This window comes from Marinobacter sp. BW6 (assembly GCF_008107725.1).
GTDB lineage: Bacteria > Pseudomonadota > Gammaproteobacteria > Pseudomonadales > Oleiphilaceae > Marinobacter.
On the sequence record NZ_VIRN01000064.1, the window covers coordinates 1,308,495 to 1,334,015 of the forward strand.

A 25,521-nucleotide genomic window follows, 5' to 3' on the forward strand; every position below is an offset into this window, starting at 1 on the left:
ACCAAACGCGCCCGGCGTCAGTCAGCCCTGATGCCGGGCGCGCCTGTTTTCAGGCGCTGGTTAAACAGCATTCGGCGGCCTTCGGCCTCGGCAACGTCCGAGAGGTAGAAGCTGACCGATGAACCCGGCCCCCTCTGGGCCAGAAGGCCCGCATCCAGGGCGCTCAGGCAACCGATCTTCGGATAACCGCCAATGGTCTGCCGGTCTTTCATCAAGACAATCGGCTGACCATCTTTCGGAACCTGAATGGCGCCATAGGCGATCCCCTCCGAGACAATCCCGTCCAGATCCGAATAGATGGCATCGCCCTTGAGGCGATACCCCATTCGATCGATATTCGGGCTGATTTCGTAATCGCAAGAGAAAAACTTCATCCGCTGAACCGCGGGGAAGCTCTGATACTGATAGCCGGGAATAACCCCCAGGCGCAGGTGCTGTTGATAATCGGGAATTTCTGGTTCGGGAAGAAATGCCTCAACAAACGATGCGTTTTTCTCAAACTCGAGCTTATCGCCCTTGGCCAGTTTCGCGCCCTTGCCATCGAGGCCGCCCAGGCCCTCGCGTGCCACGGTGGCGCAACTGCCCAGCTTCATGGCTGGCTTGAATCCGCCGCTGACCGCCAGGTAGGCCCGCAAGCCGCTCATGGGCGCGTTGAAGTCCAGCCGGTCACCTTTGCTGATGTGATGGGTTCGCCAGGGTTCAACGGCACGATCGTTGATGTGGGCGCCCAGATCGCCGCCGGTAATGGCAATGCAGGCATCATGGTTCGCCCTCAGGCTGAATCTGCCAAAGGTGATTTCGATCTGAGGGGCATTAAGATCATTGTCCAGCAAACGGTTCGCCCAGAAAAACGAAAACTCGTCCATGGGGCCACCGGTGGTCACACCCATATGCTGGTAGCCGTGGCGGCCGGCATCCTGAACAAGGGCGAGCATTCCGGGTTCGAGGACTTCAAAGCTCATCGAGATTGCCTCCCAGCTCAAGGAATTCGTCCCGGCTTATGGCGCGAAAGCGCACCTGATCGCCTACCTGTACCAGGGCCAGGGAGTCGCTGTCCCAATCAACCATTTTCTGCGGTGTGCGGCCAATGATCTGCCAGCCACCGGGCGTGCAGCTCGGGTAGATTGCGGTTTGAGTGCCTGCGATACCGACGCTGCCGGTAGGGACTTTCAGACGGGGAGTGGATTTCCGCGGAATGGCAATCCGTTCGTCGGTACTTCCCAGGTAGGCAAACCCCGGAGCGAAGCCGATGGCGTAGACCTGATAAAGCTGTTCACTGTGAATGCGAACGACCTCGTCCCGGGGCAGGCCGGCATGTTCGCAGACATCCTCCAGGTCCAGACCAACTTCGGGATCATAATAGACGGGGAGCTCGACGACGCGGGCGGAGTCGTCCCCGGTGGAACCATCGTCGTCGGAGTCTATCGCTGCGCGCACCCTGCGGGCGATGGCAAACCGGTCAGCCTGGTCCAGATCCCAGGTCACCAGAATTGAGGTGTATGAGGGGACCAGGTCGACGATGAGGTCGGACATGTCGCGTCGCAGCTGGTCCGTGGCCCGCTTGACCAGGCCCGCGGATTCCGCTCCGATCTGGTCGCCAAAATACACCATGCAGGTGTTTTCGTTGACCGATTCGATTCTCATAGGGCCTCAACAACCTGGCGCATGTGCCGCGCCGCATCGACGGCGTGGTAGCTGTCACCGTGAATGCAGATGGTATCGGCTTTGATCGGAATGCGTTTGCCCGAAATGGAGGTGACAGTGCCGTCCCGGATAATCTGGGTGACCTGTTCTTCAATGGCTTCGGTGGTTTCGTGGACGGCACCCCGAACCGACCGTTTCACCAGTTTGCCCTCGTCGCTGTAGGCACGATCGGAAAAGGCCTCGAACCAGACCTCGATACCGTACTCATCCGCCCGGTCCTTGACCTGTTGCCATTCGGGGGTTGCCATAACCACCAGCGGGCATTGCGGCGCATAGGAGCGCACGGCGGACATAACAACGGATAGAGTGGTGTTGTCCACCATCATCCGGTTATAGAGAGCCCCGTGGGGCTTCACGTAGGAAATGGACGTGCCGTGCACCTGGCAGATCCCGTTCAGCGCGGCCATCTGGTATACCAGGATGGCCTTGAGCTCGTCCGGCCGGCAGTCCATGTCGCGGCGGCCGAAACCGAGCAGGTCCGGGTAGCCGGGGTGGGCGCCGATGGTGACGTTCTGGGCCAGTGCGAGCTTGACGGTATGGTCCATGGTCAGTGGGTCGGACGCATGAAAACCGCAGGCAATACTGGCCATATCGATGTAAGGCATGACTTCAGAGTCCATACCTTTGGTCCAGGTGCCGAAGCTCTCACCCATATCGCAGTTGAGTTTCATTGTGTACCTCCGAAAAACGTTGTTGCCTGCGTCATCCCCGGCTCATGGTCTGGGGCAGGTAAGTGACAATCTCCGGGAACCAGCCAATCAGGAATAGTGCTGCCATGATCAGCAGGAAGAACGGCAGGGCTGCCCGAGCCACATACAGTATGTCCTTGCCGGTCAGAGCCTGGATGACGAACAGGTTGAAGCCCACCGGGGGCGTGATCTGTGCCATCTCTACCACCAGCACAATAAAGATCCCGAACCAGAGCAAGTCGATGCCAGCCTGCTGAACCATCGGCATGACAACCGCCACGGTCAGAACCACGACCGAAATCCCGTCGAGGAAACAGCCGAGAAGGACGAACAGCACCGTCAGGCCAATCAGGAGTTCGAACGGTGACAGGGACATGCTGCCGATCCAGGCGGCCAGTTCCCGCGGAATGCCCAGGAAGCCCATGGCCAGTGTCAGAAAGTGGGCGCCGACGAGAATCAGACCGATCATGCAGGAGCTTTTCACCGCGCCCAACAGGCTGTCCTTGAAACTCTGAATGCTTAGTGAACCGGTTGCGGCCGCAATGATAAGAGCTCCAAACACACCCAGGGCAGCTGCCTCGGTCGGGGTGGCAAAACCGGTATAGATAGAGCCCAGCACGAAGATGATCAGGCCAACAATCGGGAGCAGCATCCTGAGCGCCTTGATCTTGACCGAGAACGTCAGGTTTTCCTTCTTGGTGGTCGGTAGCTGGTCCTTGTTGAACTTGGCCCAGATCATGGTGTAACCCATGAACATGGCGACCAGCATCAGGCCGGGCAGGGCACCGGCGATAAACAGGCGGCCAATGGAAACCTCTGCGGCCACGCCATAAACAATCAGAATAATGGAGGGCGGAATCAACAGCCCAAGCGTACCGGAGCCCGCCAGAGTGCCTACTGCCATCTTGTCACTGTAACCCTGCGCCTTCAGTTCCGGCAGGGTCATTCGCCCAATGGTTGCGGCAGTAGCAGCCGATGAGCCGGAAACCGCCGCGAAGATCCCGCAACTCAGAATGTTGACGTGGAGGAGCTTGCCGGGCAGTCCGCCCATCCAGGGCGCCAGGCCCTTGAAAAGATCTTCGGAAAGCCGTGTACGGAACAGAACCTCGCCCATCCAGATGAACATGGGCAGGGCCGTTAGAGACCAGCTGGTGCTGGCACCCCAGCTCGACGTGGCGAACAGCAGGCCGATCTGATCGTTGCCGGAGAGCAGCAGGCCCAGGACGCCGATGCCAACCAGCGTCAGTGAGACCCACACGCCCACCGCGAGCATCAGGATCATCGACACTGCCAGTACAATGGAGAGAAACGCGATATCCATTACACGTCCTCCAGGTTGAGCTCGTCTTCATGCTGCTGATAGGAGGGTGTGCGCTTGCGGATCATCCCGACCAGGTCGTCGAGGATGGCAATGTTGAGTGCTGTCATCCCAAGTGCAACCGGAACCTGGGGTATCCAGATGGGGATAGGAATATAGCCGTGAGAGACCTCTTCGAAGATGTAGGACTCCCAAACCATGTGCCAGCAATAGAATGTCATATAGCAGGCGAGTGCGAACCCGAAAATAAGAACGACGAGCTCCTGCCAGAATCTTGGCCGTCCCGACCACTTCTGGATCACCAGGGTGACCCGGATGTGTCCGCCGTTATGAAATGTGTAGGCAAGACCGAAGAAGGTGGAGGCTGCAAGCGCCCAGCCGGACACGTCTTCCGCCGAGGGAATGATAAAGCCGAACAGGCGGCCGACGATCTGCGCCAGGATGACGACCATGATCAGGGCGATGCAGAAACCAGCAGCGTAGCCAGATGCCAGATAAAACTTCTCTCGGAGAGAGTTCATAACGGATGCCTCCCGGAACAGCCTCCCGAATGCTCAGGAGGCTTCCGTTGATTGAACTTTTAGCGGTAGTTGGAGAGGATGGCGCCAACTTCCTCCGGTGCTTCCTGCTCCCACTCTTTCACCATGATGTCGCCGATCTTCTGGAGTTCGGCCATCAGTTCATCAGACGGCTCGGAAACGGTGATGCCATTTTCCGCCAGGGTTGCCGTGTCCTCGGCAGCGGTTTTACGAACACCTTCCCAGCCTTTGGCCTCGGCAGCGGCGGCCGCATCCAGGATCACCTGTTGCTGCTCATCGCTCAGGCGAAGGAAAGCCCGCTTGTTAACGACCACAACGTTTTTCGGAATCCAGGCCTTAATGTCGGTGTAGTGGGAGAGGTAATCCCAGGCCTGACCGTTGGCGCCGGTTGACGGTGAGGTGATCATGGCGTCGATGATGCCGGTGCTGAACGCCTGGGGAATCTCGGGTACCTGAACGGTTGTCGGGGTGGTGTTCATCAGGTCAGCCAGACGCGATGTGGACGGGCTGTAAGCCCTCATCTTCAGGCCCTCCAGATCTTCCAGGGTGTTGACCGGAGCTTTGGTATACAGGCTCTGGGCGGGCCAGGGGACGGTATACAGCAGGATCATACCTTCCTTGTCCAGCTGCTTTTCGATCTGCGGCTTGGCGGCTTCCCAAAGTCTTTTGGCATCTTCGAAGCTGGTTGCCAGGAAAGGAATGTTGTCATGTTTGAACACCGGATGGGTGTTACCCATGATGCCGATGAAAATTTCACCCAGCTGCACCTGCCCGGTCCTGACAGCTCGGGGAATTTCCGGGTGCTTAACCAGCGAAGCGCCGGAGTGAACGGTGATGTCTATATTACCATCGGTGCCGTTTTTGATGTCCTCGGCAAAACCATAGGCGATCTGGGTTGGCAGGTTGGCGTCGCCGTAAGGCGTTGGCATGTGCCATTGATCGGCCTGAACGGATGAGGTCAGCAGCGCCCCGGCAACCAGGGTGGCTGTAGCGAGTTTTTTGAACATAACGAATCTCCCGTGTTTCTGCTTTTTATCGTTTAAACGGAACTGCGGCCTCAGAGTACCGCAAGTTCTTCATTGAGCCGCTCTGTGAGCAGCATTTTTCCCGGTACATGGGTTATTGCGAAAGGCAGGCGCGCGTTCTCGAGGGCGAGTTGCGGGGTGACCCCACAGGCCCAGAACAGCGGAAGCTCGCCCGGCCTGATCGTTACCGGATCTCCAAAATCAGGTTGGTTAACGTCCTGAATGCCAATGAGCGCCGGATCGCCGATATGAACCGGGGCACCGTGGGCTTTGGGCAAACGTGTCGTGATCTGTATGGCGCGGATGGCATCAGGACCGCTGAACGGGCGCATCGAGACCACCATGTTGCCACTGAAACGGCCGGCTGGCCGGGTGGCAATGTTCGAGCGGAACATGGAAACGTTCCGTCCCTCGTCCACGTTCCGGACCGAGAGACCGGCTCTGATCAGGGCATCTTCAAACGAGAACGAGCAACCCAGAACAAACGTCACCAGGTCGTCCTGCCAAAGGCTTTTGAGATCAGTGATTTTCTCCGCTCGCTCGCCATTTCTGAAAACCTGGTATTCGGGCACATCGGTACGGATATCCAGATCGTGTCCCAGGTCAGGGAGGCTGGGATCCCCGGGTTGAGACATGCCGATCAGGGGGCAGGCAACCGGGTTGTTCTGACAGTATAGGAGAAAATCGCCGGCCCATTCGGACGGCAGGATGACCACGTTCCCCTGAAGCAAGCTGTTGGCCAGGCCACTTGTGGGCGCTGTATGGGCGCCCGAACGAATGCGAGCGCGTAATTCTGAGGCCTGATCAAGCAGGTTATTCTTGAAATCGGAATACGCACCGGTGTGCATGTCGGTAACCCCTGATTGAAATTGTCTTTTACATCTAAATTTCAGGGTATACCGGCTGCTGAAAAAGTCTAATTATCGTTTTTTAGGTCAAGCGATAACTTTTTGTGATGTGTTGTCCGGTCGTATTCGTCGGACACCATCACTCCAAGGTTTGCTGCGAGCTCTGCAATCGGGTTGAAAGGGGTGCCGGAATAGGAAGCGGTGAAGGCGAGCTCGGAGGGTGTCCACGAGGTGCTGAGCTGGACCAGGCGGCCACTATCCAGTTCGTGCTTGATCACACTTAGCGGAAGCGTGGAGATACCGATGCCATCCAGGGTCAATTGTCGACAGGCTGCCAGTGAGCTCGAAGAATAGAATCTCGCCGGCAGCTCATCCAGCTCACTGAATTTTTGGCTGATTTCAGCAAAGGGTTTGGTATTTCTGGCGTAAGTAATGATGGGCCATTCCGCAAGCTCCTTGAGGTCCAGAAGTCTGTCCGGAAGGTTCAGTTGCGGGCTGGCTACCCAGATCAGCGGGAAACTGCAGAGCTCCCGGTTTTCGATCTTTGGTTCGGTAACGGGGCCCATCAGAAAGGCCAGGTCCAGGCTGCGGTCCAGCAAACCGGACCGGAGGTTGCCAGAGACATCTACCGTGATTTCCACATCCAGGTTGGGGGCCGTTTCATTCAGCTCCCGGAAAAAACTCGGCAGCCAGGAGTGTACAATGGTTTCGGAAACCCCGAGCCTGAGAATGCCTGACAGCGAGGCTCCACGGTCTGCGCGCTTGCGCAGCTGCTGGGCCATAACGACAATTTTTTCGGCATAGGGCAGTAGCTCCTGCCCCTTGCTCGTAAGCTTGCTGTGACCGGATTCGCGCTCAAACAGCTTGACTCCAAGCTCCTCTTCAAGAGCGGCGATACGGTTGGAAATGGCTGGCTGAGTGGTGTGCTGATGCTCGGCAGCCTTGCGAAAGCTGCCCAGCGTCGCAACCCAGATAAAGGTCTCCAGACGCTTGAAGTTCATTGATTATCGGACCTCTGAGGGGCCTATAGCGCAGCGTAGCGCTCGTGAAGGATGCCAACCCTTTCGACATAGGCTTTCGTTTCGGCGTAGGGCGGTACACCCTGGTATCGGCTCACGGCGCCGGGCCCCGCATTGTAGGCGGCGGTGGCCAGCCGAATGTCCCCGTTGAACCGGTTGAGCATCTTGGCCAGATAATGGACGCCGCCACGGATGTTCTCGGCCGCCGCCAACGCGTTCCGCACACCCAACTCTTCAGCCGTACCCGGCATCAGCTGCATCAGACCCTGGGCCCCGACCGGGGAGAGGGCTTTCTCATTGAAGGCGGACTCTGCGTGGATAACGGCGCGCACGAGTGCAGGATCAACCCCGTATTCCTGCGCAGCGGTCTGGATTTCGGAATCGAAAGGCTTGGTGAACAGCGGCGTTTTGCGCCAGTCGACGTTGGACTCGGGGTCGCAGGCGTAGCAGTGGAAACGGATAACGTCGAACTCGGCAGCAGCCGGCTGCACACTGCTGTAGGCAATCACGCCGTTGTCATCGGTATAGCGGTAAACCGTGTCGTTGCCGCTGGAGGCTCTGGGCTGGCTGGCGCTTTTCACGTTGGTGAATTCGACGGTCCCATCGGGATGCACAATACGCTTGATGCCATCTGCCATGGCGGGTGCCGACAGAACAAGCAAAAAAGCTGCTATAGATGGGATCAGACGTGATCTGCCGATGGTCATTACTCACTCGCCAAAAATGCCGACAACCGCCGGCTCAAGGTATTCTTTAACACCGCCTCTTGCGAGATTATACGGGCTTGCCGGGTGGAATAAAGCGCGCGCTCTGTCGTAAAAATGTTACGTTCTGCTTTTATTGCCGGCCAGTTCTCATTCTCAAAAGGGGTACACGCAAGCATCATGGTTAACCCGACCGATACAGGAAACCTCGTTCTCATCGGCATGCCCGGCAGTGGCAAGAGCACCGTGGGTGTTCTGTTGGCAAAACGGCTGGGCCTCGGGTTTGTGGATACCGATCTCCTCATTCAGGAAGAAGCCGGTCGCACCCTACAGGCTATTGTAGACCAGGACGGCTACGAAGCCCTGCGCCGGATTGAAGAACAGGTACTTTTGAAGCTGGATCTCCGGCACAAGGTGATCAGCACGGGAGGCAGCGCCGTCTACAGTGCCCGCGCCATGGAACATCTCAAGACCAACGGTACTGTTGTGTTTCTTGATATCCCGCTTGAGCTCGTCATTGAGCGAATCGGCGATCACAGCATGCGGGGCATTTCCCGGAGGCCGGATCAGTCGCTCCACGCGCTGTTCGAAGAGCGGTTCGAATTGTATTCCCGGTATGCGGATCTCACTGTGAAAGGCGCAGGCCTCAATCAGGATCAGGTCTGCGAGGCGGTCGTCGAGAGCCTCTTTTCAGATCAGCCGTGATTCCCAGTATTAGGGTTAGTGAACGTGCATCCGACCAGACCTCGCTGCTAAAGTTCAGGGAGATGATCAGGAGGAATGAATTATGAAGAGCCGGGATTACGCGCTTGCGGTGATTTTTGTGGGAATGCTTTCAGGGGCTGCTCTGGCCGAGTCTTCGCCGGACTCTTCTTCAGATTCTTCCGTGGAGTCGCTAAAGCAGGAAACGCGGGAGCTGGGTGAGGCGCTGCAAGAGTACGGTGCAGACCAGAAAGAGCAGGCCGAGGATTCGATCAATCAAACGCTTTCTGCGCTGGATCGACGTATCGCCGAGCTTGAGCAACAACTCTCCGAAAACTGGGACGACATGAGCGATACGGCGCGGGAGCGGTCCCAGAAGAGTCTGGAGTCTTTGCGAGAACAGAGGGCTCGTGTTGAAAACTGGTATCAGGAGCTTAAAGAAAGTTCCGCGTCAGCGTGGGAGCGTGCCCGCAAGGGATTTTCGGAGGCTTATGACGCGCTCTCGGAGCAATGGAGTGACACCGAGGAAGAGCTGTATAAGGAGTCAGAAAAACGCTCTGACAGCATCTGATCAGGCGCAATGGGGTCATGTTTACTTCGGTCTGATTATGAAGTTTCCTGAGGCACCGGCTCGGACGGCAGCCTCTTTCCCGCCCAGTTCTCCATCAGACGGCAGGTGACCAGATCGCCTGTGACGTTGATGGCGGTCCGGCACATATCCAGGATCCGATCCACACCCATGATCAACGCAATGCCGCTTGGGGGGATACCTACGGTCTGCAGAACCATGGCGAGGATCACAATGCCCACCCCGGGCGTGGCCGGCGAGCCGATCGACGCGCCCACGGCCATGGCGACCACGAGTGCCATACTGCCCATGCTGAGATCAATGCCGTAGACCTGTGCCAGAAAAATGGTGGCAACGGCCTGGTAGAGCGCCGTGCCGTTCATGTTGATGGTGGCGCCCAGGGGAATCACGAACTGGGAAACCGACGGCCGGACCCCCAGTTTGTCTTCTGCGGTTCGTATTGAGAGAGGCATGACGGCTGCCGAGCTGGATGTAGAGAAAGCAAGCAGCAACACATCCCGTGTGTCTTTCAGGAAGCGGATGGGGGATTGGCCAGCGAGCAGCTTCAGGATCAGCATGTAAACGCCCAGCAGCACAAGCAAGCCCGCCAGGACGGTTGCAACGTAGGAGGCCATGCCCAGCATTGCCTTGAACCCGAGGGTGGTTGTGAGCTGGGCCATGAGGCCGAACACGGCAATGGGGGCAAGGCGCATTGCCCAGCGTACAACCGTCATGCAGATTTGCTGGAGTGAATCGAGCAGATCGAGCATGGGCCGGGATTTTTCCGGAGCCATGCTCACCAGGGCAACGCCGACAATGATGGAGAAGATCACCACCTGGAGCATCTGGCCTTCAACCATGGCATCGAGTGGGTTTCCGGGTAACAGGCCGATCAGGGTCTTGGGCAATTCATCCACGCCCGGCATGGTCGCGACGGGCACGCTGTTTTCTCCGGCCGCAACAGGAGTCCCAAGCCCTGCCATCATTCTTCCCGGGTTGATCAGGTCACCGATCCAGAGGCCTATCGATGCCGCCATCGCCGTGGTGATGACAAAAAAAGTGGTTACTCTCAGACCGAGCTTGCGCAACTGTTCAAGATCTTCGCTGGCGGCGAGCCCGCGAACCACCGAGGCAATCACAAGTGGGATCACAATCATCTGGATGGTGGCCAGGAACAGTTGCCCGGGGAAGGCCAGCCAGTTACCGATCAATGTGCCTGTTTCCGGTTCCACCAGTCCCACAGACGGGCCCAGTAGCGTGCCTGTTACCAGCCCAAGGAACATGCCGATTAAAACTTTCAGCCAGAGCTTTCCCTGCACCAGTCCCGAGAGGTAGCTGCTGAGATGACGCAGTGGCCGTGGGTAAAAATCGCTCGCCTGGTTAGCCATTTCCGTGAATCGTCCCTGTTTCTGGTGAGAGTGCCATACAAGCATAGTCGATGCTCGCGAAGGCTCTGTGAGTTAGATCAATCAGGCATCCAATTGATTTCTTCGTTAGCAAGGGGGCGGTATTCGCCGGCCGCCAGTGTATCGTCCAACAGGATATTTCCCATCCGTTCCCGATGCAGGGCCGTTACACGGTTACCGACGGCATGAAACATGCGCTTCACCTGATGGTAGCGGCCCTCGTAAATGGTCACTCTGGCTTCACAGGGGCTCAGAAGATCCAGGTGAGCAGGTGAGGTGGTGAGTTGCTCGAACTCAAACCAGATGCCTTCCGCGAATCGATGAGGAGTCTCTGGAGAAATCGGATAGGCGGTGCTGACCCGGTAGACTTTCGGGATCTTGATTCGTGGCTCGGTGAGCTGGCGGGACCAGAGACCATCATTGGTGAGAATCAGCAGGCCCGTGCTGGCGCGGTCGAGCCGTCCGGCTATGTGCAGATCCTCGCGCAGTTCTGGCATGATCAGCTCCATCACGGTCCGATGGGTGTCGTCGAGCGTTGCACTCAGAAAACCTGCGGGTTTGTGGAGCATAAGGTAATGGCAGGTTTCGGCCTCTTGAATGATATCGTCGTCTATCCGCACGCATGAAAACCGATCCACCTCGGCAGCAGGGTCACGGCAGGTGACGTCATTGACGGCCACCCGACCTGAAGCAATCAGAAAATTAGCCTGACGGCGACTGACGCCATTCCGGTTGCTGAGAATTCTCGAAAGCTTCATGGTGTGAATCGGCTATGCTGAATGTAAACCCCGATAATAATACGAGGAAATGCCATGCCATTCTCTGTTGATCACCTTGCCGAACTCAATCTGTTGGGCCAGTTTCCTTCCACCTCAACCCAGGAAGGGCTCAAGGTGCATGCCCATTCGGCGGCCCCGGAAACGGTGAAAGCGGCCGAAAGCCTGTATGCCAAAGGATTGATTAGCCAAAAAGATGGCGGCTATCTCACCCCGCTGGGTGCAGAGGCGGTAGATCTGACCCAGAAACTGCAGTCGATTCTCAGCAGCCCCTGAGTCGGGAAAGAGCCTGCGCGGACTTTGAGACCCGATGTCCTCCCGCGTTAGGGTGAGTTCATGAGTAACTGGAAGAAATCGCCCGTCCTGTGGATGGGCGGCAGTATTGCCGGCGTGGGGCTGATCGTTGGTCTGCTCTATGCGTTCGGGGTTCATCAGCAGGTGGTTGAGCTGCTGCGCTGGTTCGATACTCAGGGAGCCTGGGCGGCTTTCCTTTTTATTGGCCTTATGGTGCTTGCCATGGTGCTCCTGCTACCTGGGGTGCTTCTGACTACTGGCGCCGGCTTTGTGTTCGGTGTGCTCGAAGGCACGGCTTACGTGGTGGTTGGTACCACTGTGGGCTCGGCCATTGCCTTTCTGATTGCCCGGCATTTTCTGGGCGATCACGCCCGCGTTTATATCCGCAACCGTGCACAATTGTCTGTGGTGAGCAACGAAATGGCGCCCCACGGCTGGAAAATCGTGCTACTCACTCGCCTGATTCCTTTCTTTCCCGGCAAACTGTCCAATTTTCTGTTCGGTCTCACCAATTTCTCGTTCAGCGGATTTGTGGCTGGGACTTTCCTGGGTGTTATTCCTTTCTCACTCCATAACGTCTATCTGGGCTCGCTGGCGGCTGATCTGTCCACTCTGGGCGTTCGGGAGACTGGTCGCACGCCCCTGGAGTGGGCCATTTATGGTGCCGGGTTCGTAGGCACAGTGATGGCGGTCGTGTTTCTGAACCGCCTGGCCCGTCGGGCACTGGCCCGTTACAAAGTCGAGACCGAACCAACCGAACAGGAGACAAGCCAATGAGCTGGATGAAGTGGCTGCCCTGGCGTTATCTGGTAAAGCGCGTGGCACATCGTCATGGTTTTCTGGATCCGATCGCGCTGCTCGGGAAACTGCACAGTTTTGCCCAGCCGTCGGAAGTCGGCGAGCCTATCGAACTGCTCAGGGCCGGCGTGGTTTTCCACGCGCGGGGTCTGATCAACAGTCGGGTCATCCAGCATAACCTCGACTGGGTCTGGCCTTACTGGGTGGAGCGTCAGTTTGACCCCGAAGATATTGGCTTTATTCCCCGGGCGTTCTCCATCACCCACATCAATCTGAGTAACCGTAACTGGACGGCCATTGGCCAGCCGGATGTCGATGAGCTGCCGGTGGTCGATCCCCGCGGGTTGCTGACCCCATTCCATGACGGCTGGTCACTGGATGCATGGCTGCTGGCAGATGATGGCCGGTGTCTTCTGCCCTCACGTTGCAAGACGGCCCGGCAGCGCCAGGAACTGGACGATGGCCCCTGCGTGGTCACGGAGTCGGAACTGGATGGGCTGGCGCTGACCAGTCGTTCCAAGGTTGTGGTCGAAGATGGCCGGCCGGTTTGCGAGATGGTTGTTAAGGCCCGGTCTGAGACGACAGGCTCCCTGGTTATATCCTTGCGGCCGGCCAATCCTGAAGGCATCAGTTTTATCAACAAGGTCCGACTGTCCGAGCAAAGAGACGCCTGGACCGTGGATGGCAAGCAGGCGGTGTTTTTCAGTCGGCCGGCAGAGCGTCACCACGTGTCGAACTACCGCCAGGGTGATGTCCGGATCCACCTGCAGGACAAGGAAGACCAGAGCGAAGGGCAGTGCGACGTTGGCATGGTCACGGCGGCGGCCCTGTTCCGGGTTGAAGCCGGTGAGGAATCGGAACTCAGGCTCAGGGTGCCGCTGCAGGATGAATCGGCGCCAATCATTCGTCCGGATGGCTGGGAGAGGGCCCTTGAAGGCTACGCCCGGCTTGATTGCCCGGATGAAAACTGGCAGTTCCTCTATGACGCCGCGCTGAATTCCCTCGTACTGCACTCTCCGGAGGACGTGTACCCCGGGCCTTATACCTACAAGCGTTTCTGGTTTCGCGATGCCGCATTCATCATCCATGCCTTGCTCTGCGCTGGACTGACCGACCGGGCCGAACGGGCGCTTTACCAGTTTCCGGCGCGTCAACTGAAGAACGGCTATTTCCGATCCCAGGAAGGGGAATGGGATGCCAACGGTGAAGTGCTCTGGATTCTCAGGCGCTTCCATGAACTCACCGGCCGGCCGCTGCACCCTGAATGGCAGGAGCCGGTGCGCAAGGGCGCTCGCTGGATCGAGAAAAAACGCCTGAGTGAAAATATCGATGAGCCTCACGCAGGGCTGTTGCCCGCCGGCTTCAGTGCCGAGCACCTGGGGCCCAATGACTATTACTATTGGGACGACTTCTGGGGCATCGCTGGCCTCAAGGCCGCTGAATCATTATTTGCCCCGATTGACCGGAAAACCGGCGAGCATTTTGGCGCCGGGGCCCGGGAGTTCAGTCAGACCGTTGATCGCAGTCTGACAACCTGTGAGCAACGCCTCAAGCGACCTGGTATGCCGGCCTCGCCCTATCGCCGCCTGGATGCCGGCGCCATTGGCTCGCTGGCCATGGGGTACCCGACTCAGCTGTGTGAGCCGGATGATCCGAGGTTGCTCGACTGTGTCGAATTCCTGCTCGAAAAATGCTTTGTGAAAGGAGCGTTCTATCAGGACATGATTCACTCGGGCCTGAATGCCTACCTGACCCTTCATGTGGCACAGGTGCTCCTGCGTGCGGGCGACCCTCGATTTCTGGACCTGGTGGATGCGGTTGCCGGGCTGGCATCGCCCACCGGACAGTGGCCGGAAGCTATCCATCCGGCGACCGGTGGCGGCTGCATGGGTGATGGTCACCACGTCTGGGCGTCTGCCGAATGGGTGTTGATGGTGCGCAACTGCTTTGTTCGGGAGGAGGGGGATCGCCTGATTCTCTGTGCCGGTATTCCTCCGCGTTGGCTGGAACAGGACCAGCCAATCCGCTTTGGTCCGGCACCGACCAGTTTTGGAACCGTGTCCATTACTATTACGCCACGGCCGGGAGAAGTGCCCGAGGTAACCTGGGAGGGCAACTGGCACAACGATGAACCTGATATCGAGGTCAGGCTTCCGGAGCCTGGTGCCTGACAAACTGTACCGGTCAGGAAAACGGTTTTCTGTATCTGTTTTGTTTGCCTGCTAACTTATAAAGTAAGCTGACTGACAAATACATCGAATCCGGTTGAGTTTCATGCGCTCACTGTTTTTCTCGTTCTTCGTGCCCGCGCTGTTCGTCTGGCTGTGGAGTACCGGTTTTATCGGCGCCAAGTATGGTCTGCCGTTTGCGGAGCCGTTTACACTGCTGCTGATCCGCATGCTGCTGACACTGGTAGTGCTGGGCGGGTTGGCGTGGCTCATGAAAACCCGTTGGCCGGGCTGGCGCGGTGCCGGCCATCTTGCGGTCACCGGGATGCTGGTGCATGGCTGCTACCTGGGCGGCGTCTACTACGCAATTCAGGACGGCATGGCGTCCGGGATTGTTTCCCTCATCGTTGGCTTGCAACCACTGGTAACCGCAGCTGCAGCCGTTGCCTTTCTCAAGGAATCCGTCAGTGGCCGGCAGTGGGCCGGGCTCGCTCTCGGCCTCATCGGTGTTGCTCTGGTGCTTCTCGAAAAATTCGGAGTCAACGGTGCAGACTCAATGTTTTCACCCTGGAGTCTGCTCTGGGCCGTTTTTGCACTTGCCGGCATATCCATGGGCACCGTCTACCAGAAACGCTACGGCGCCAGCGCGGATCTGGTTGCTGGCACGCTGATTCAATTTGCGGCAGCGGCCGTCTTGTTTGCCATTGGAGCCTTTGCGCTGGAAACCCGGGAGGTCGAATGGAGCCTGCAGCTTCAGTTGTCCATGGCATGGCTTGTCATCGGCTTGTCCACGGGCGCTGTCCTGCTGCTAATGTGGCTGATCCGCCAGGGTGCAGCTTCACAGGTTGCCAGCCTGTTCTATCTGGTGCCACCGGTTACTGCACTTGAAGCCTATCTGTTGTTTGATGAGCGCCTCGGTGGACTCGCCATGACGGGTGGCCTGGTCGCCATTGTCGGTGTCGCATTGGTGGTCACCCAGAAAAAACCTGCTTAGCAAAACGGTTCCCAGGAGTGGTTAAGACATGACGGAAGTGACCAAGGGTGTCTGGTATGGTCTGAGCGCCTATACCATCTGGGGCTGCTTTCCTCTCTTTTTTGCTCTTTTCGAAGGTGTGCCGGCGTTCGAGATCCTGATCCATCGGATCATCTGGTCCTGTGTGTTCCTGGCCGTGGTCATAAGTGGCCTGCGTCGCTGGCCGGCTGTACGGGCGGCATTGGCGAATCCGACCCAGCTCTGGCGGGTACTTGCCTGTGCGTTACTCATTGCCGCCAACTGGGGTATCTACATCTATTCCGTGGAAACCCGCCATGTTCTCCAGGCCAGTCTGGGCTATTTCCTGACGCCGCTGGTGAATGTTGCTCTCGGTATGCTTGTGCTTCGCGAACGCATGGGCCCGTGGCAGATGGCCGCCGTGGTGCTGGCGGGTATCGGAATCCTGATCCAGTTGGCGCTTCTTGGTGAGCTGCCCTGGATTTCCCTGGCCCTTGCCATGAGTTTCGGCACCTATGGCCTGGTTCGAAAACAGGTGATGCTGGACGGCCTGTCCGGTCTGTTCGTTGAGACCATGTTGCTGCTTCCGGTCGGCCTGCTGACTTTTGGCTGGCTGGCGAGTAAGGGCATGTCCCACTTCGGCGAAAGCGCTTATATCGGCGGCCTGCTGATGGCCAGCGGCATCGTGACTGCCATTCCGTTGCTTCTGTTTGCAGGCGCTGCCCGGCGCCTGCGGCTGGCGACCGTGGGCTTCCTGATGTACATCAACCCCACTCTGCAATTTTTCATCGCTCTGCTGGTTTTTGGTGAGCCATTAAGTGATGTTCAGTTGATCAGTTTCGTAGTGATCTGGATCGCACTGGGGCTGTACAGCTGGTCTTCCTGGCACTACCGGCCACGGGTGCCGGTCGGCCAGGATTAAGTCGGCCACCCTCAGGGCTACATCACTCAGGAGAGGGTAGCGAGCAGGTCATTGATGGCCCGGGCGAAGGGCACGGGCGAATCCTCCTGAAGAAAGTGGCCACCCTTGAGGGTTACGTGGGGCTGGTCTTTTGCGCCCGGAATCCGCTTCTGCATATACGCATCCCCACCCCGGGTGATCGGATCGCCGTTGCTGAAGGTGGTCAGAAACGGTTTTTCCCAGTGTTCGAGAACTTCCCAGGCGTTCCGGTTAGCCTCACTGGCGGGATCGTCTGGGTGCATCGGCACCAGTCTGGGGAAGGCCCGGGCGCCGGCTTTGTATTTCTTGCCGGGGAAGGGGGCGTCGTAGGCCCGTATTTCATCGGGCCCCAGCTTGCGGAAAGAGCCTGTGTTGATAATCCGCGCAATGGGGAACCAGGGGCTGTGCAGGGCGAAATTCTTCCAGATCTTGAACGCCGGTGGCGCTTTCTGATCGCCGGTCGGCAGCATACCGTTGCCGACCACAATGGCCCGGAACCGATCGGGATTTTCTGCCGCCAACCGCAGCCCCAGGAGGGACCCCCAATCCTGGCAAACCAGGGTAATGTTGGTCAGGTCCAGCTGATCCAGGAACGACTGCATCCAGTCCATGTGCTGTTGGTAGGAATAGTCGTCAGTGGCAGTGGGCTTGTCGGACTTGCCGAAACCGATCAGGTCCGGTGCGATAACCCGGTGGCCGGCCGCCGCACATACCGGAATCATATGGCGGTAAAGGTAGGACCATGAAGGTTCACCATGCATCATCAGAACGGGGCTTGCCTCGGAAGGACCCTCATCCACGTAGTGCATTCGCAGACCGCCCACCTCTACATAGTGGGGCTCAAACGGATAGTCCAGCAGTCTTTCAAAGCGTTTTTCCGGGGTTCTGACAAAGTCCATCGCGCTTGCCTTGTTGTTCATTATTGTGAGGGAATGGTTGTCAGAATTGTGCTGGAGCGAGGGGGCAGAGACAAGCGCAATGACCTATTGGTTGATTTGCAACTCCAGGGCAGGAGATGGTGAGCGGGGTCGGGACTTCTGGCTGGAGCATCTGGCATCTGCTGGTATTCATGATCTCCAGTGCCGTGACTTTGAAGAGCCCGACTGGAGCGGAAAGCTCGGCGACCAGGATACGGTTATTGTCGCGGGCGGCGACGGCTCGGTGAGCCGGGCCGCAGCCGTTTGTCGGGAGAAGGGCGCCACCCTGGCTGTCCTGCCGTCCGGCACAGCCAACGACTTTTCACGGAATCTTGGGCTTCCCCACCAGCCGGGAGCGCTGTGTGATTTGATCGCCAGCGGCCTGACGCAAACGGTGGATGTCGCGGATTATGGCGAAGGTATTTTTCTGAACGTTGCCCATATCGGGATGGGAACCCTGCCTGCACGGGAATCTCGTGGTGCCGAGAAAAAGATCTTCGGGCGATTCAGCTATGTGGTTCAATTACTGCGCCGGTTGAAAGCAAAACGAGGCTTCAGGGCAACCATTCGTTGCGATCGGGGCGTCGTGAAGGGCCGGTGGCTTTCCATCGCCGTAGCCAGTGGCGCTTTTTTTGGTGGTGGCAATGAGATTCCCGAGGCATCAGCCAGCGATGGCCAGCTGGATATTATCGCCGTCCGGCCACGCCCAATTCTTCAGCTACTGTTTACGTTTCTGATGGTTCGGCTCAACCGGCAGGCTCCGCGGCGTACCAGCACCCTGGTCCATATCAAGAGCCAACGCTGCCTGGTACACACCGGTAAACCAAAAACGGTGACGGCCGACGGTGATGTGGTCTCCAGAACCCCTCTCAACGTAGTCTGTAAACGCGGCTGCCTGCGTGTGATTGGTGAGAGGGTTGTTAGCACCGCTGCAGATGCTGGCGCCGGAGACAGTGTCTCTGGTGTCGTCTGAGTTCCGCGAAAAGTTGGTCGGTTTTCAGATACGTTTTGTCACTGACTTTTCCGGCAGGAAACGCAATCATGGGCTTTGCTGGCATAATCGACCACAATGGCTAACATTAACTGCCAATGTGTCGCTTTTGCAATCATATCCCTGGTTTATGGCCACCTAGTGCGGCCGCCTGACTTCCGTTCCAGCTGAATCGTCGAAAAGGACTAGAGAATGCCCACAGAAACTGCATCGGTCTCCTCGAAGTTAAACAAAGGCATTAAAACCGGCTTCATCGCGTTGATCCTGTTGACCACTGGCCTCCCGGCTTTTGCGGCCGAGCGTCTGTATATCTTTACGGAAAACTACCCTCCCTATAATGCCTCTGAAACCGGAAAAGGGTTTGCCCATAACGAAGACGACATAACCGGCATCTGTGCGGATATGGTCAAGGCAATGCTGTCTCGGGTCGACTATGACTACGTGATGAAAATGCGGGACTGGAGTTACGCCTACAACTGGGTGCAGGATCGGGAAAATCATGGTCTGTTCTGCACCGCGCGCACCGACGAGCGGGAAGATCAGTTTCAATGGGTAGGTCCTCTGGCGTCTATCAAGTGGACGCTGTTTGCCGCGCCAGATTCCGATATCACTCTGGACTCCCTGGAAGAGGCCAAAGACCTGAGAATCGCCGGCTACAAGGGCGATGTGATGTCGGAGTACCTGGTTGACCAGGGATTCAACGTGGTGATGGGGATTTCCGGTGATGTAAACACCCGTCGCCTTACCCTGGGCCAGGCGGATCTGTGGGTGACCGACGGCCTGGTTGGCCCCCTGATGGCAGAAGAAGAGCACGGGATTACCGGGCTGCAGCCGGTGCTGGTATTCCGGGAGACGCCCATGTATCTGGCGTTCAGCAACAACACCGATCCGGCCGTGATCGAGGATCTCCAGCAGGCGCTTGACGAGGCTCGTGAGGCCGGAGAAATCGAAAGAATTGCAGCAAGCTACGAGTAAGCAATCAGGGATGGGCGGAATTCTCAGAACCAGAGCCCGATCTGCGGATCGGGCTCTTTGCGTTCGATCAGCAACCCGTTCTTCTCCAGCATGCCAATGAGCTTCTCGGTATCCTCAATGTTCAGGAAAGCGCCAATCGATACCTCGGTATCCCGATGGGTGAGAGAAAGCTTCGCCGGTGTGAACGGATGCGGTGGTGAGGCAATCCTGAGCCGCGCATAGCGGGTCGGGAGGGTCCATTCCGACTGCTTGTGTTTTATGCCCTTCTCCAGATGAATGTCGTCATCGTCGATGGACAGCACCTCCTGACGCTGGCACTCCCGGGAAGTCAGGTAGATACCGCAGGCGAGCGCAATCAACTCAAGCCCCGCAAAAGGGATGATCACCCAAGCGCCCATAAGCGTGAAGCCCGTGGCTATGAGGGCTGAAAGCACAAACAGGGCCGCCCAGATCCTGACATTGCCATGCCAGCTGAGGGAACGGTTGGGGGTCAGGACCAGCCGGAAACCATCCGGATGTGGCAAGCGTTCCACCATGGAATCTGCCTCAGTTTTAACGCGCCGCTAGACTTGATGATAGTCAATTATACGGTGAGTGCGACTGGTTCAGATCTGGCAGTTGGCCGGGGGAACCGTCTCGAAAACCGGGCGGGCGACTGCCAGTTGATTTTGCAGGGAGGCGATGCGGCTATCGTGGTTCGGGTGGGTGGAGAGGAATTCCAGCGGCTGTGCGCCCGAAGCCCGCGCCATATTCTGCCAGAGACGAACACTCTGGCCCGGCTCAAAACCGGCCCGGGCCATGATTTCCAGGCCCATCAAATCGGCTTCCTTCTCATGGGCACGACTAAACGGCAGAGTAATGCCCAACTGGGCACCGATGCCGAGAGCCTGTTGAATCTGGCCTTCTGCGATTTCGCTTTCGGTGAACAGGCCCACCAGCAGCATTCCCGCCTGCAGACCCAGTTCCTGGGTTAAACGTTCATTTCCATGGTCGGCAAGAACATGGGCAATTTCATGGCCAATGACCGTGGCCAGCTGCGCCTGGTTTTCCGCGAGCTGGAGTAGCCCTGAATGCACGCCGATTTTCCCGCCGGGAAGGGCAAAGGCATTGGGCGTGGCGTTTTCAAAGACGGCAACCTCCCAGGATTGGGGCATAGGTGCCTCCGGATACTGTGTATCGGCCGCGCTGACCAGGGCTTCCGTGATGCACTGCACCAGGCGGTTGACGTCTGGCCTCGTGATCACGGTACTCTGCTGTTTGATCTGTTCGAAGCTGTCCTGGCCCATGTCCGCCAGAACGGCGTCGGGAACCAGGGCCAGCCGGTTCCGGCCGGTGGGGGATTCCTGGCAGCCCGTGAGGAAGGTGACAGTTACGAGGATGAGTAAAAGCGATTTCAAGCAGGACTCCGTTACCCGTAAAGTAAAGCTCTGATTTTATCGTTAGTATCCGCGGTCGGGGAGACTTACGCCATCCCGTCAGCGTTTGTTGCGGGTCTTTGGTAGGATGGGCTTAGAGAATTCCGAGGGAAAGACTGTTATGAAGGTGATGTTGCTGGGTGCTACCGGTCTGACCGGTGGCAAGGTGCTGCAGGGGGTGCTGGGCAGGGATGAGGTGTCCCAGGTGGTGGCGCTGGTGAGGCACAAGCTGCCGACACTGCACGACAAACTGGCACAGCATGAAGTCGATTTCGATCGGTTGGAAGAGCATGCTGAACTGTTCGATGTCGATGTGATTATCTGTTGCCTGGGCACCACCATCAAAAAGGCCGGCTCACAGGATCAGTTCCGTAAGGTGGATCTGGGCTACCCCTTGAAAGCGGGTGAGCTGGGCCGCTCCCATGGAGTGCGGGCGTTTATTCTGATGTCTGCCATCGGTGCCTCATCCTCGTCGACGATTTTCTATAACCGGGTGAAGGGCGAGCTTGAAGATGCCCTGAGAAATCTCGGTTACCCCTACCTGTCCATCTATCACCCCAGTCTGTTGCTGGGTGATCGGAAGGAACAGCGCACCGCCGAGGCTCTGGGCATCAAGGCGATGCCGCTGGTCAACCGTCTGCTGATCGGTCCCCTGGACAAATACCGCGGTATTGAGGCGCAAACGGTGGCCAGTGCCATGGTCAATGAGGCCTGCCGTCTGGCGTCAGAACCCGTTGCCGAGCGGGTGATCCAGATTCGCGAATACGACGAGATTATCCAACTGGCGGAGTGAACCTGTTATTTCCCGTTCAGGATGCCGAACACCAGGCGTCCGGCCAGTCCCAGAAGAATGGTGCCAAAGATACGCTCGAACCAGACGGCGTTTTTCCTGAGCAAGGTCAGCCATTTCGGGTTGGAGAACAGCCAGGCAACGATCAGATACCAGCTGGTATCGATGACAAGAGCCGTTGCGGCATAGCCGAACTTGGCCATCAGGCTGGTGTCGGTGCCTACGACCTGACTGAACAGGGCCAGGAAGAATACCGCGATTTTCGGGTTGAAGAAGGCAATCAGAAAACCGTCACGGGCCGCACTTTTGGTGGTGGGCGGCTCGGGCAGTTCGTCATCCGTTTGCCGCTTTGCCATCAGTCCTGTCACGCCCAGCCAGGCCAGGTAGAAGGCGCCGCCCCACTGCAGGATTGAAAAGGCGGCCGGGGAGGCGGTGATGATGGCGGCCAGTCCCAGGATGCTCAGAAAGGCGTAGATACCGACACCGATACCATGGGACAGGGCAGTGATCACGCCGTTGCGTCGACCGCCGGTAAGCGTCTGCTTGAGCACTAGTGCCAGCGAGGGTCCGGGCGACATAGCACCCAGAATGCAGATGGTGACCACGGTCAGCCAGGTTGCGAGCGTCATGGTGGAGCCTTCCTTTGCAAATGAAACAGGCTGCCGATTCTAGCAGCCTGTCCGCCGGCAAAAACCTGGAAACTGCAATCAGTTCAATGCTCAATCACCCGCCAGAATCCAGCGGGCGGCCTTCTCGGCAATCATTAGGGTTGGGGAGTTGGTATTGCCGCTGGTGATGGTTGGCATCACGCCCGCATCCACCACGCGCAGGCCGGCCACGCCTCGTACCCTCAGGTGCGGGTCCACCACTGCTTGTTCATCATCGGCTCGCCCCATACGGGTGGTGCCTACCGGGTGAAAAATCGTGGTGCCGATGTCGCCCGCCAATTTGGCGAGCTCGTCGTCGGTCTGGTACTCCAGGCCGGGTTTGAATTCCTCTGGCTCGTACTGCATGAAAGCGGGTTGCTCTGCGATTCGCCGGGTCACTCGCAAGGAGTCTGCAGCGACTTTGCGGTCTTCCGGCGTACTCAGGTAATTTGGGGAAATTGCCGGAGGCTGCGTTGGATCGTTACTGCGAATGCGCACGGTACCCCGGCTGCTTGGATTCAGATTGCAGACACTGGCGGTGATGGCGGGGAAGTTATGCAGCGGTTGGCCGAATGCGTCCAGGCTCAGAGGCTGAACGTGGTATTCGATGTTGGCGTGTTTGTACTCCTCGGAGCTGCGGGTGAACAGGCAAAGCTGTGAAGGCGCCATGCTCATGGGGCCGGAGCGGGTGAGCAGGTACTCCAGTCCGATGCGGGCCTTGCCGATCAGCGAATTGGCCATAGTATTCAGGGTGGTAACTCCCTTCACCTTGTACACGGAGCGGATCTGCAGGTGGTCCTGCAGGTTCTCACCAACGCCGGCCAGATCGGCAACCACATCAATTCCGTGCTTTTTCAGAAGATCGGCGGGACCGATTCCAGAGAGTTGCAGTAGTTGTGGGGAGCCAATAGCGCCGGCGGAAAGGATAACTTCGCGTTTTGCCCGAGCCGTCGTTTGCCCTAAGTTGGGCCGATCGACTCGGACTCCCGTGCAGCGGGGGCCGTTATCAGAGGTTTCTGTTTCCAGGCCGAGCACCTGAGTTGAGTGCCAGAGCGTCAGATTGGGTCGTTTTTCCGCTTCCCGCAGAAAGGCTTTGGAGGTGTTCCATCGCCAGCCGGAGCGTTGGTTCACCTCGAAGTAGTCCACGCCCTCATTGTCGCCCCGATTGAAATCCCGGGTCCGCGGAATGCCAGCTTCAACACAAGCCGTGGCAAAGTCTTCCAGCACTTTCCATTTCAGGCGCTGGTGTTCGACCCGCCATTCACCGCCGTGGCCGTGGTACTTGTGGTGCTCAGGGTCGGCGTCGCCGTCGTCGTCCAGACGGTAATGATCCTCGTGGTGCATGAAGTCTGGGAGGCAGTTGTCCCAGCTCCACTCGTTTTCACCGGTGATCTCGGCCCACTGATCGTAATCCCGGGCCTGACCACGAATGTAGAGCATACCGTTGATGCTGGAACAGCCCCCGAGGGTTTTACCCCGGGGGTAGATGAGGGAGCGGCCGTTCAGCCCAGGGTCAGGCTCGGTACGGAAGCGCCAGTCTGTGCGTGGGTTGTCGATGCAATACAGATAACCGACCGGGATATGGATCCAGTGATAGTTGTCCCGTCCACCTGCCTCGATGAGCAGAACCCGGTTATCCGGGTTTTCACTCAGGCGTTTGGCGAGCAGGCAGCCGGCTGTGCCGGCGCCCACCACGATGTAGTCGAATTCCTGCTGTCCCGTCGCGTTGTTGTTGTCGGACATGGCACTTTCTCCGCAGCTGGTTCCGTTGTTACTTGGCTGTTGGCATAACGAATTCCGCACCGGCATCAATGGAGTCGGACCAGCGCTGCATGATGGATTTCTGGCGCGTGTAGAATTTTACGCCCTCTTCGCCGTAGGCGTGGGTGTCACCAAACATGGAGCGCTTCCAGCCACCAAATCCGTGCCAGGCCATGGGTACGGGAATGGGTACGTTAATCCCCACCATGCCGATCTGGATCCGGCGGCCAAATTCCCGGGCCACGCTGCCGCTCTCGGTGAAGCAGCTGACGCCGTTGCCGAATTCGTGATCATTGATCAGGCGAATGGCCGTGGCGATATCCGGTACCCGAACGCAGGCCAGAACCGGACCGAAGATTTCTTCACGATAGATTGTCATGTCGGGCGTGACGTGATCGAACAGCGAACCGCCCATCCAGAAGCCATCAGCACAGCCTTCGCCGGTGTTTGATGCGTCGAATTCGCGACCATCGACCACCAGCTCGGCGCCTTCGGCGACGCCCTTTTCAATGTAGCCGGTAATTCGTTGGTGTGCGGCGGCGGTAACAATCGGACCCATCTCGGCATCCAGCTGTTCGCCGTTCTTCACCTTCAGGGTGCGGGCCCGTTCGGCCAGTTGAGGCATAATCTTGTCCGCCACATCGCCAACCAGAACCGCCACACTGATGGCCATGCAGCGTTCGCCGGCACTGCCGTACGCGGCGCCGATCAATGCGTCTACCGCCTTGTCGAGGTCGGCGTCCGGCATCACCACCATATGGTTCTTAGCACCGCCAAGGGCCTGAATGCGCTTGCCGTGTTTGGCACCTTTCTCATAGAGCAGGTTGGCAATCGGCGTGGAGCCAACAAAACTGAGGGCCTGAACGTCCGGATGCTCGATCAGGGCGTTTACTGCTTCCTTGTCGCCCTGAACCACGTTGAATACGCCATCGGGCAGGCCGGCCTGCTTCAGCAGGTCGGCAATCATCAGAGAGGCGCTCGGGTCCAGCGGGCTGGGCTTCAGTACAAAGGTGTTGCCCGCCGCGATGGCGACCGGGAACATCCACATGGGCACCATGGCCGGGAAGTTGAAGGGGGTGACGCCGGCGACCACGCCCAGGGGCTGGCGGGTCGTCCAGTTGTCGATACCCGTGCTCACCTGCTCGGTGTAATCGCCTTTGAGCAATTGGGGGATGCCACAGGCAAACTCGACAATGTCGATGCCCCGGGCCACTTCCCCCTGGGCATCGGTGAAGACCTTGCCATGTTCGGCGGTGATGGCGCGGGCCAGGTCATCCTTATGCTGGTTCAACAGCTCCAGAAACTTGAACATAACCCGGGCCCGGCGGATGGGCGGTGTGTCGGCCCACGCCGGGAACGCAGCATCGGCGGCAGCAACAGCGGCATTCACATCGTCGCAGTTGGCAAGAGTAACCTGTCCGGTTACCTGTCCCGTGGCCGGGTTGAACACGTCCTGAACCTGACTGGAAGCGCCTGGTGATATTTCGCCATTGATATAATGCTGAATGGTTGCGTTGGTCATGGATGCCTCGGTCT

Annotated in this window: 27 protein-coding genes; 10 read left to right on the top strand and 17 right to left on the bottom strand. The window is 58.1% G+C overall.

Going from position 1 to position 25,521, the window contains the following annotated elements; translation table 11 throughout:
- Positions 1 to 17: 17 nt before the first annotated feature.
- From FMN52_RS14650 to FMN52_RS14690, 9 genes are all read right to left on the bottom strand, one after another.
- Positions 18 to 962, bottom strand: coding sequence for a biotin-dependent carboxyltransferase family protein (locus FMN52_RS14650; RefSeq protein ID WP_148609313.1), 945 nt, complete (start codon positions 960 to 962; stop codon positions 18 to 20).
- Entirely contained in the window at positions 952 to 1,644 is a 693-nt protein-coding gene (pxpB, locus tag FMN52_RS14655) for a 5-oxoprolinase subunit PxpB (protein ID WP_148609314.1), read from the bottom strand. The genes FMN52_RS14650 and pxpB overlap by 11 nt, the downstream gene beginning before the upstream one ends.
- The gene (locus FMN52_RS14660) at positions 1,641 to 2,375 is read right to left on the bottom strand and encodes a 5-oxoprolinase subunit PxpA (protein ID WP_148609315.1); all 735 of its coding nucleotides are present in this window, start codon (positions 2,373 to 2,375) and stop codon (positions 1,641 to 1,643) included. The genes pxpB and FMN52_RS14660 overlap by 4 nt, the downstream gene beginning before the upstream one ends.
- A gap of 31 nt (positions 2,376 to 2,406) precedes the next feature.
- Positions 2,407 to 3,714 carry a TRAP transporter large permease subunit gene (locus FMN52_RS14665; RefSeq protein WP_148609316.1) on the bottom strand — a complete coding sequence of 436 codons (1,308 nt, stop codon included), beginning with the start codon at positions 3,712 to 3,714 and terminating at the stop codon, positions 2,407 to 2,409.
- On the bottom strand, positions 3,714 to 4,232 hold the full coding sequence (locus FMN52_RS14670; protein WP_148609317.1) for a TRAP transporter small permease: 519 nt from the start codon (positions 4,230 to 4,232) through the stop codon (positions 3,714 to 3,716). The genes FMN52_RS14665 and FMN52_RS14670 overlap by 1 nt, the downstream gene beginning before the upstream one ends.
- Positions 4,233 to 4,291: 59 nt before the next feature.
- The gene (locus FMN52_RS14675) at positions 4,292 to 5,257 is read right to left on the bottom strand and encodes a TRAP transporter substrate-binding protein (protein WP_148609318.1); all 966 of its coding nucleotides are present in this window, start codon (positions 5,255 to 5,257) and stop codon (positions 4,292 to 4,294) included.
- Between the two features lie 50 nt (positions 5,258 to 5,307).
- Positions 5,308 to 6,123: a putative hydro-lyase gene (locus tag FMN52_RS14680; RefSeq protein WP_148609319.1), complete on the bottom strand. Its 816-nt coding sequence runs from the start codon at positions 6,121 to 6,123 to the stop codon at positions 5,308 to 5,310.
- Positions 6,124 to 6,191: 68 nt separating this feature from the next.
- Positions 6,192 to 7,124 (bottom strand): LysR family transcriptional regulator, encoded by a 933-nt coding sequence (locus FMN52_RS14685; RefSeq protein WP_148609320.1) that lies wholly within the window; start codon positions 7,122 to 7,124, stop codon positions 6,192 to 6,194.
- Positions 7,125 to 7,147: 23 nt separating this feature from the next.
- On the bottom strand, positions 7,148 to 7,849 hold the full coding sequence (locus FMN52_RS14690; protein WP_148609321.1) for a lytic transglycosylase domain-containing protein: 702 nt from the start codon (positions 7,847 to 7,849) through the stop codon (positions 7,148 to 7,150).
- A 177-nt stretch (positions 7,850 to 8,026) separates the two neighbouring features.
- Between FMN52_RS14690 and FMN52_RS14695 the strand changes: the two genes are divergently transcribed.
- On the top strand, positions 8,027 to 8,551 hold the full coding sequence (locus FMN52_RS14695) for a shikimate kinase (protein ID WP_148609322.1): 525 nt from the start codon (positions 8,027 to 8,029) through the stop codon (positions 8,549 to 8,551).
- Positions 8,552 to 8,633: 82 nt separating this feature from the next.
- Positions 8,634 to 9,119, top strand: a complete 486-nt coding sequence (locus tag FMN52_RS14700; RefSeq protein ID WP_240339491.1) for a hypothetical protein — start codon at positions 8,634 to 8,636, stop codon at positions 9,117 to 9,119.
- Between the two features lie 35 nt (positions 9,120 to 9,154).
- Here the strand turns inward: FMN52_RS14700 and FMN52_RS14705 are convergent, their stop codons facing one another.
- Together FMN52_RS14705 and FMN52_RS14710 are read right to left on the bottom strand one after the other, a co-directional pair.
- On the bottom strand, positions 9,155 to 10,504 hold the full coding sequence (locus FMN52_RS14705) for a dicarboxylate/amino acid:cation symporter (RefSeq protein WP_148609324.1): 1,350 nt from the start codon (positions 10,502 to 10,504) through the stop codon (positions 9,155 to 9,157).
- Between the two features lie 77 nt (positions 10,505 to 10,581).
- Complete coding sequence (locus FMN52_RS14710; protein WP_148609325.1) at positions 10,582 to 11,280, bottom strand: pseudouridine synthase; 699 nt, start codon at positions 11,278 to 11,280, stop codon at positions 10,582 to 10,584.
- Between the two features lie 54 nt (positions 11,281 to 11,334).
- Here FMN52_RS14710 and FMN52_RS14715 point away from each other — a divergent pair, with 54 nt between their 5' ends.
- The 5 genes from FMN52_RS14715 to rarD all read left to right on the top strand — a co-directional run bounded on the left by FMN52_RS14715 (position 11,335) and on the right by rarD (position 16,471).
- Positions 11,335 to 11,574: a TIGR02647 family protein gene (locus FMN52_RS14715; RefSeq protein WP_148609326.1), complete on the top strand. Its 240-nt coding sequence runs from the start codon at positions 11,335 to 11,337 to the stop codon at positions 11,572 to 11,574.
- A 60-nt stretch (positions 11,575 to 11,634) separates the two neighbouring features.
- The gene (locus FMN52_RS14720) at positions 11,635 to 12,369 is read left to right on the top strand and encodes a TVP38/TMEM64 family protein (protein ID WP_148609327.1); all 735 of its coding nucleotides are present in this window, start codon (positions 11,635 to 11,637) and stop codon (positions 12,367 to 12,369) included.
- Positions 12,366 to 14,561: a hypothetical protein gene (locus FMN52_RS14725; RefSeq protein WP_148609328.1), complete on the top strand. Its 2,196-nt coding sequence runs from the start codon at positions 12,366 to 12,368 to the stop codon at positions 14,559 to 14,561. Before FMN52_RS14720 ends, FMN52_RS14725 begins: the two co-directional genes overlap by 4 nt.
- A 103-nt stretch (positions 14,562 to 14,664) precedes the next feature.
- The gene (locus FMN52_RS14730) at positions 14,665 to 15,552 is read left to right on the top strand and encodes a DMT family transporter (RefSeq protein WP_148609329.1); all 888 of its coding nucleotides are present in this window, start codon (positions 14,665 to 14,667) and stop codon (positions 15,550 to 15,552) included.
- A 28-nt stretch (positions 15,553 to 15,580) separates the two neighbouring features.
- Positions 15,581 to 16,471 carry an EamA family transporter RarD gene (rarD, locus tag FMN52_RS14735; RefSeq protein ID WP_148609330.1) on the top strand — a complete coding sequence of 297 codons (891 nt, stop codon included), beginning with the start codon at positions 15,581 to 15,583 and terminating at the stop codon, positions 16,469 to 16,471.
- A 26-nt stretch (positions 16,472 to 16,497) separates the two neighbouring features.
- On the opposite strand, the gene FMN52_RS14740 is transcribed toward rarD, so the two are convergent.
- Positions 16,498 to 17,388 (bottom strand): haloalkane dehalogenase, encoded by an 891-nt coding sequence (locus tag FMN52_RS14740; protein ID WP_148609331.1) that lies wholly within the window; start codon positions 17,386 to 17,388, stop codon positions 16,498 to 16,500.
- Between the two features lie 79 nt (positions 17,389 to 17,467).
- Here FMN52_RS14740 and FMN52_RS14745 point away from each other — a divergent pair, with 79 nt between their 5' ends.
- Both FMN52_RS14745 and FMN52_RS14750 read left to right on the top strand, forming a co-directional pair.
- The gene (locus FMN52_RS14745) at positions 17,468 to 18,379 is read left to right on the top strand and encodes a YegS/Rv2252/BmrU family lipid kinase (RefSeq protein WP_148609332.1); all 912 of its coding nucleotides are present in this window, start codon (positions 17,468 to 17,470) and stop codon (positions 18,377 to 18,379) included.
- 210 nt (positions 18,380 to 18,589) lie between these two features.
- Positions 18,590 to 19,372 (top strand): ABC transporter substrate-binding protein, encoded by a 783-nt coding sequence (locus tag FMN52_RS14750; protein ID WP_148609333.1) that lies wholly within the window; start codon positions 18,590 to 18,592, stop codon positions 19,370 to 19,372.
- Between the two features lie 23 nt (positions 19,373 to 19,395).
- Here the strand turns inward: FMN52_RS14750 and FMN52_RS14755 are convergent, their stop codons facing one another.
- On the bottom strand, positions 19,396 to 19,908 hold the full coding sequence (locus FMN52_RS14755) for a DUF2244 domain-containing protein (protein WP_148609334.1): 513 nt from the start codon (positions 19,906 to 19,908) through the stop codon (positions 19,396 to 19,398).
- Positions 19,909 to 19,977: 69 nt separating this feature from the next.
- Positions 19,978 to 20,769, bottom strand: a complete 792-nt coding sequence (locus tag FMN52_RS14760) for a M48 family metallopeptidase (RefSeq protein ID WP_148609335.1) — start codon at positions 20,767 to 20,769, stop codon at positions 19,978 to 19,980.
- Between the two features lie 139 nt (positions 20,770 to 20,908).
- Between FMN52_RS14760 and FMN52_RS14765 the strand changes: the two genes are divergently transcribed.
- Positions 20,909 to 21,580, top strand: coding sequence for an NAD(P)H-binding protein (locus FMN52_RS14765; protein WP_148609336.1), 672 nt, complete (start codon positions 20,909 to 20,911; stop codon positions 21,578 to 21,580).
- 5 nt (positions 21,581 to 21,585) lie between these two features.
- Here FMN52_RS14765 and FMN52_RS14770 read toward each other — a convergent pair whose 3' ends face one another.
- The 3 genes from FMN52_RS14770 to FMN52_RS14780 form a co-directional block, all read right to left on the bottom strand.
- Positions 21,586 to 22,206, bottom strand: coding sequence for a LysE family translocator (locus FMN52_RS14770; RefSeq protein ID WP_148609337.1), 621 nt, complete (start codon positions 22,204 to 22,206; stop codon positions 21,586 to 21,588).
- A 90-nt stretch (positions 22,207 to 22,296) separates the two neighbouring features.
- The gene (locus FMN52_RS14775) at positions 22,297 to 23,967 is read right to left on the bottom strand and encodes a GMC family oxidoreductase N-terminal domain-containing protein (RefSeq protein ID WP_148609338.1); all 1,671 of its coding nucleotides are present in this window, start codon (positions 23,965 to 23,967) and stop codon (positions 22,297 to 22,299) included.
- A gap of 28 nt (positions 23,968 to 23,995) precedes the next feature.
- Positions 23,996 to 25,507, bottom strand: a complete 1,512-nt coding sequence (locus FMN52_RS14780; protein ID WP_148609339.1) for a CoA-acylating methylmalonate-semialdehyde dehydrogenase — start codon at positions 25,505 to 25,507, stop codon at positions 23,996 to 23,998.
- Positions 25,508 to 25,521: the final 14 nt, after the last annotated feature.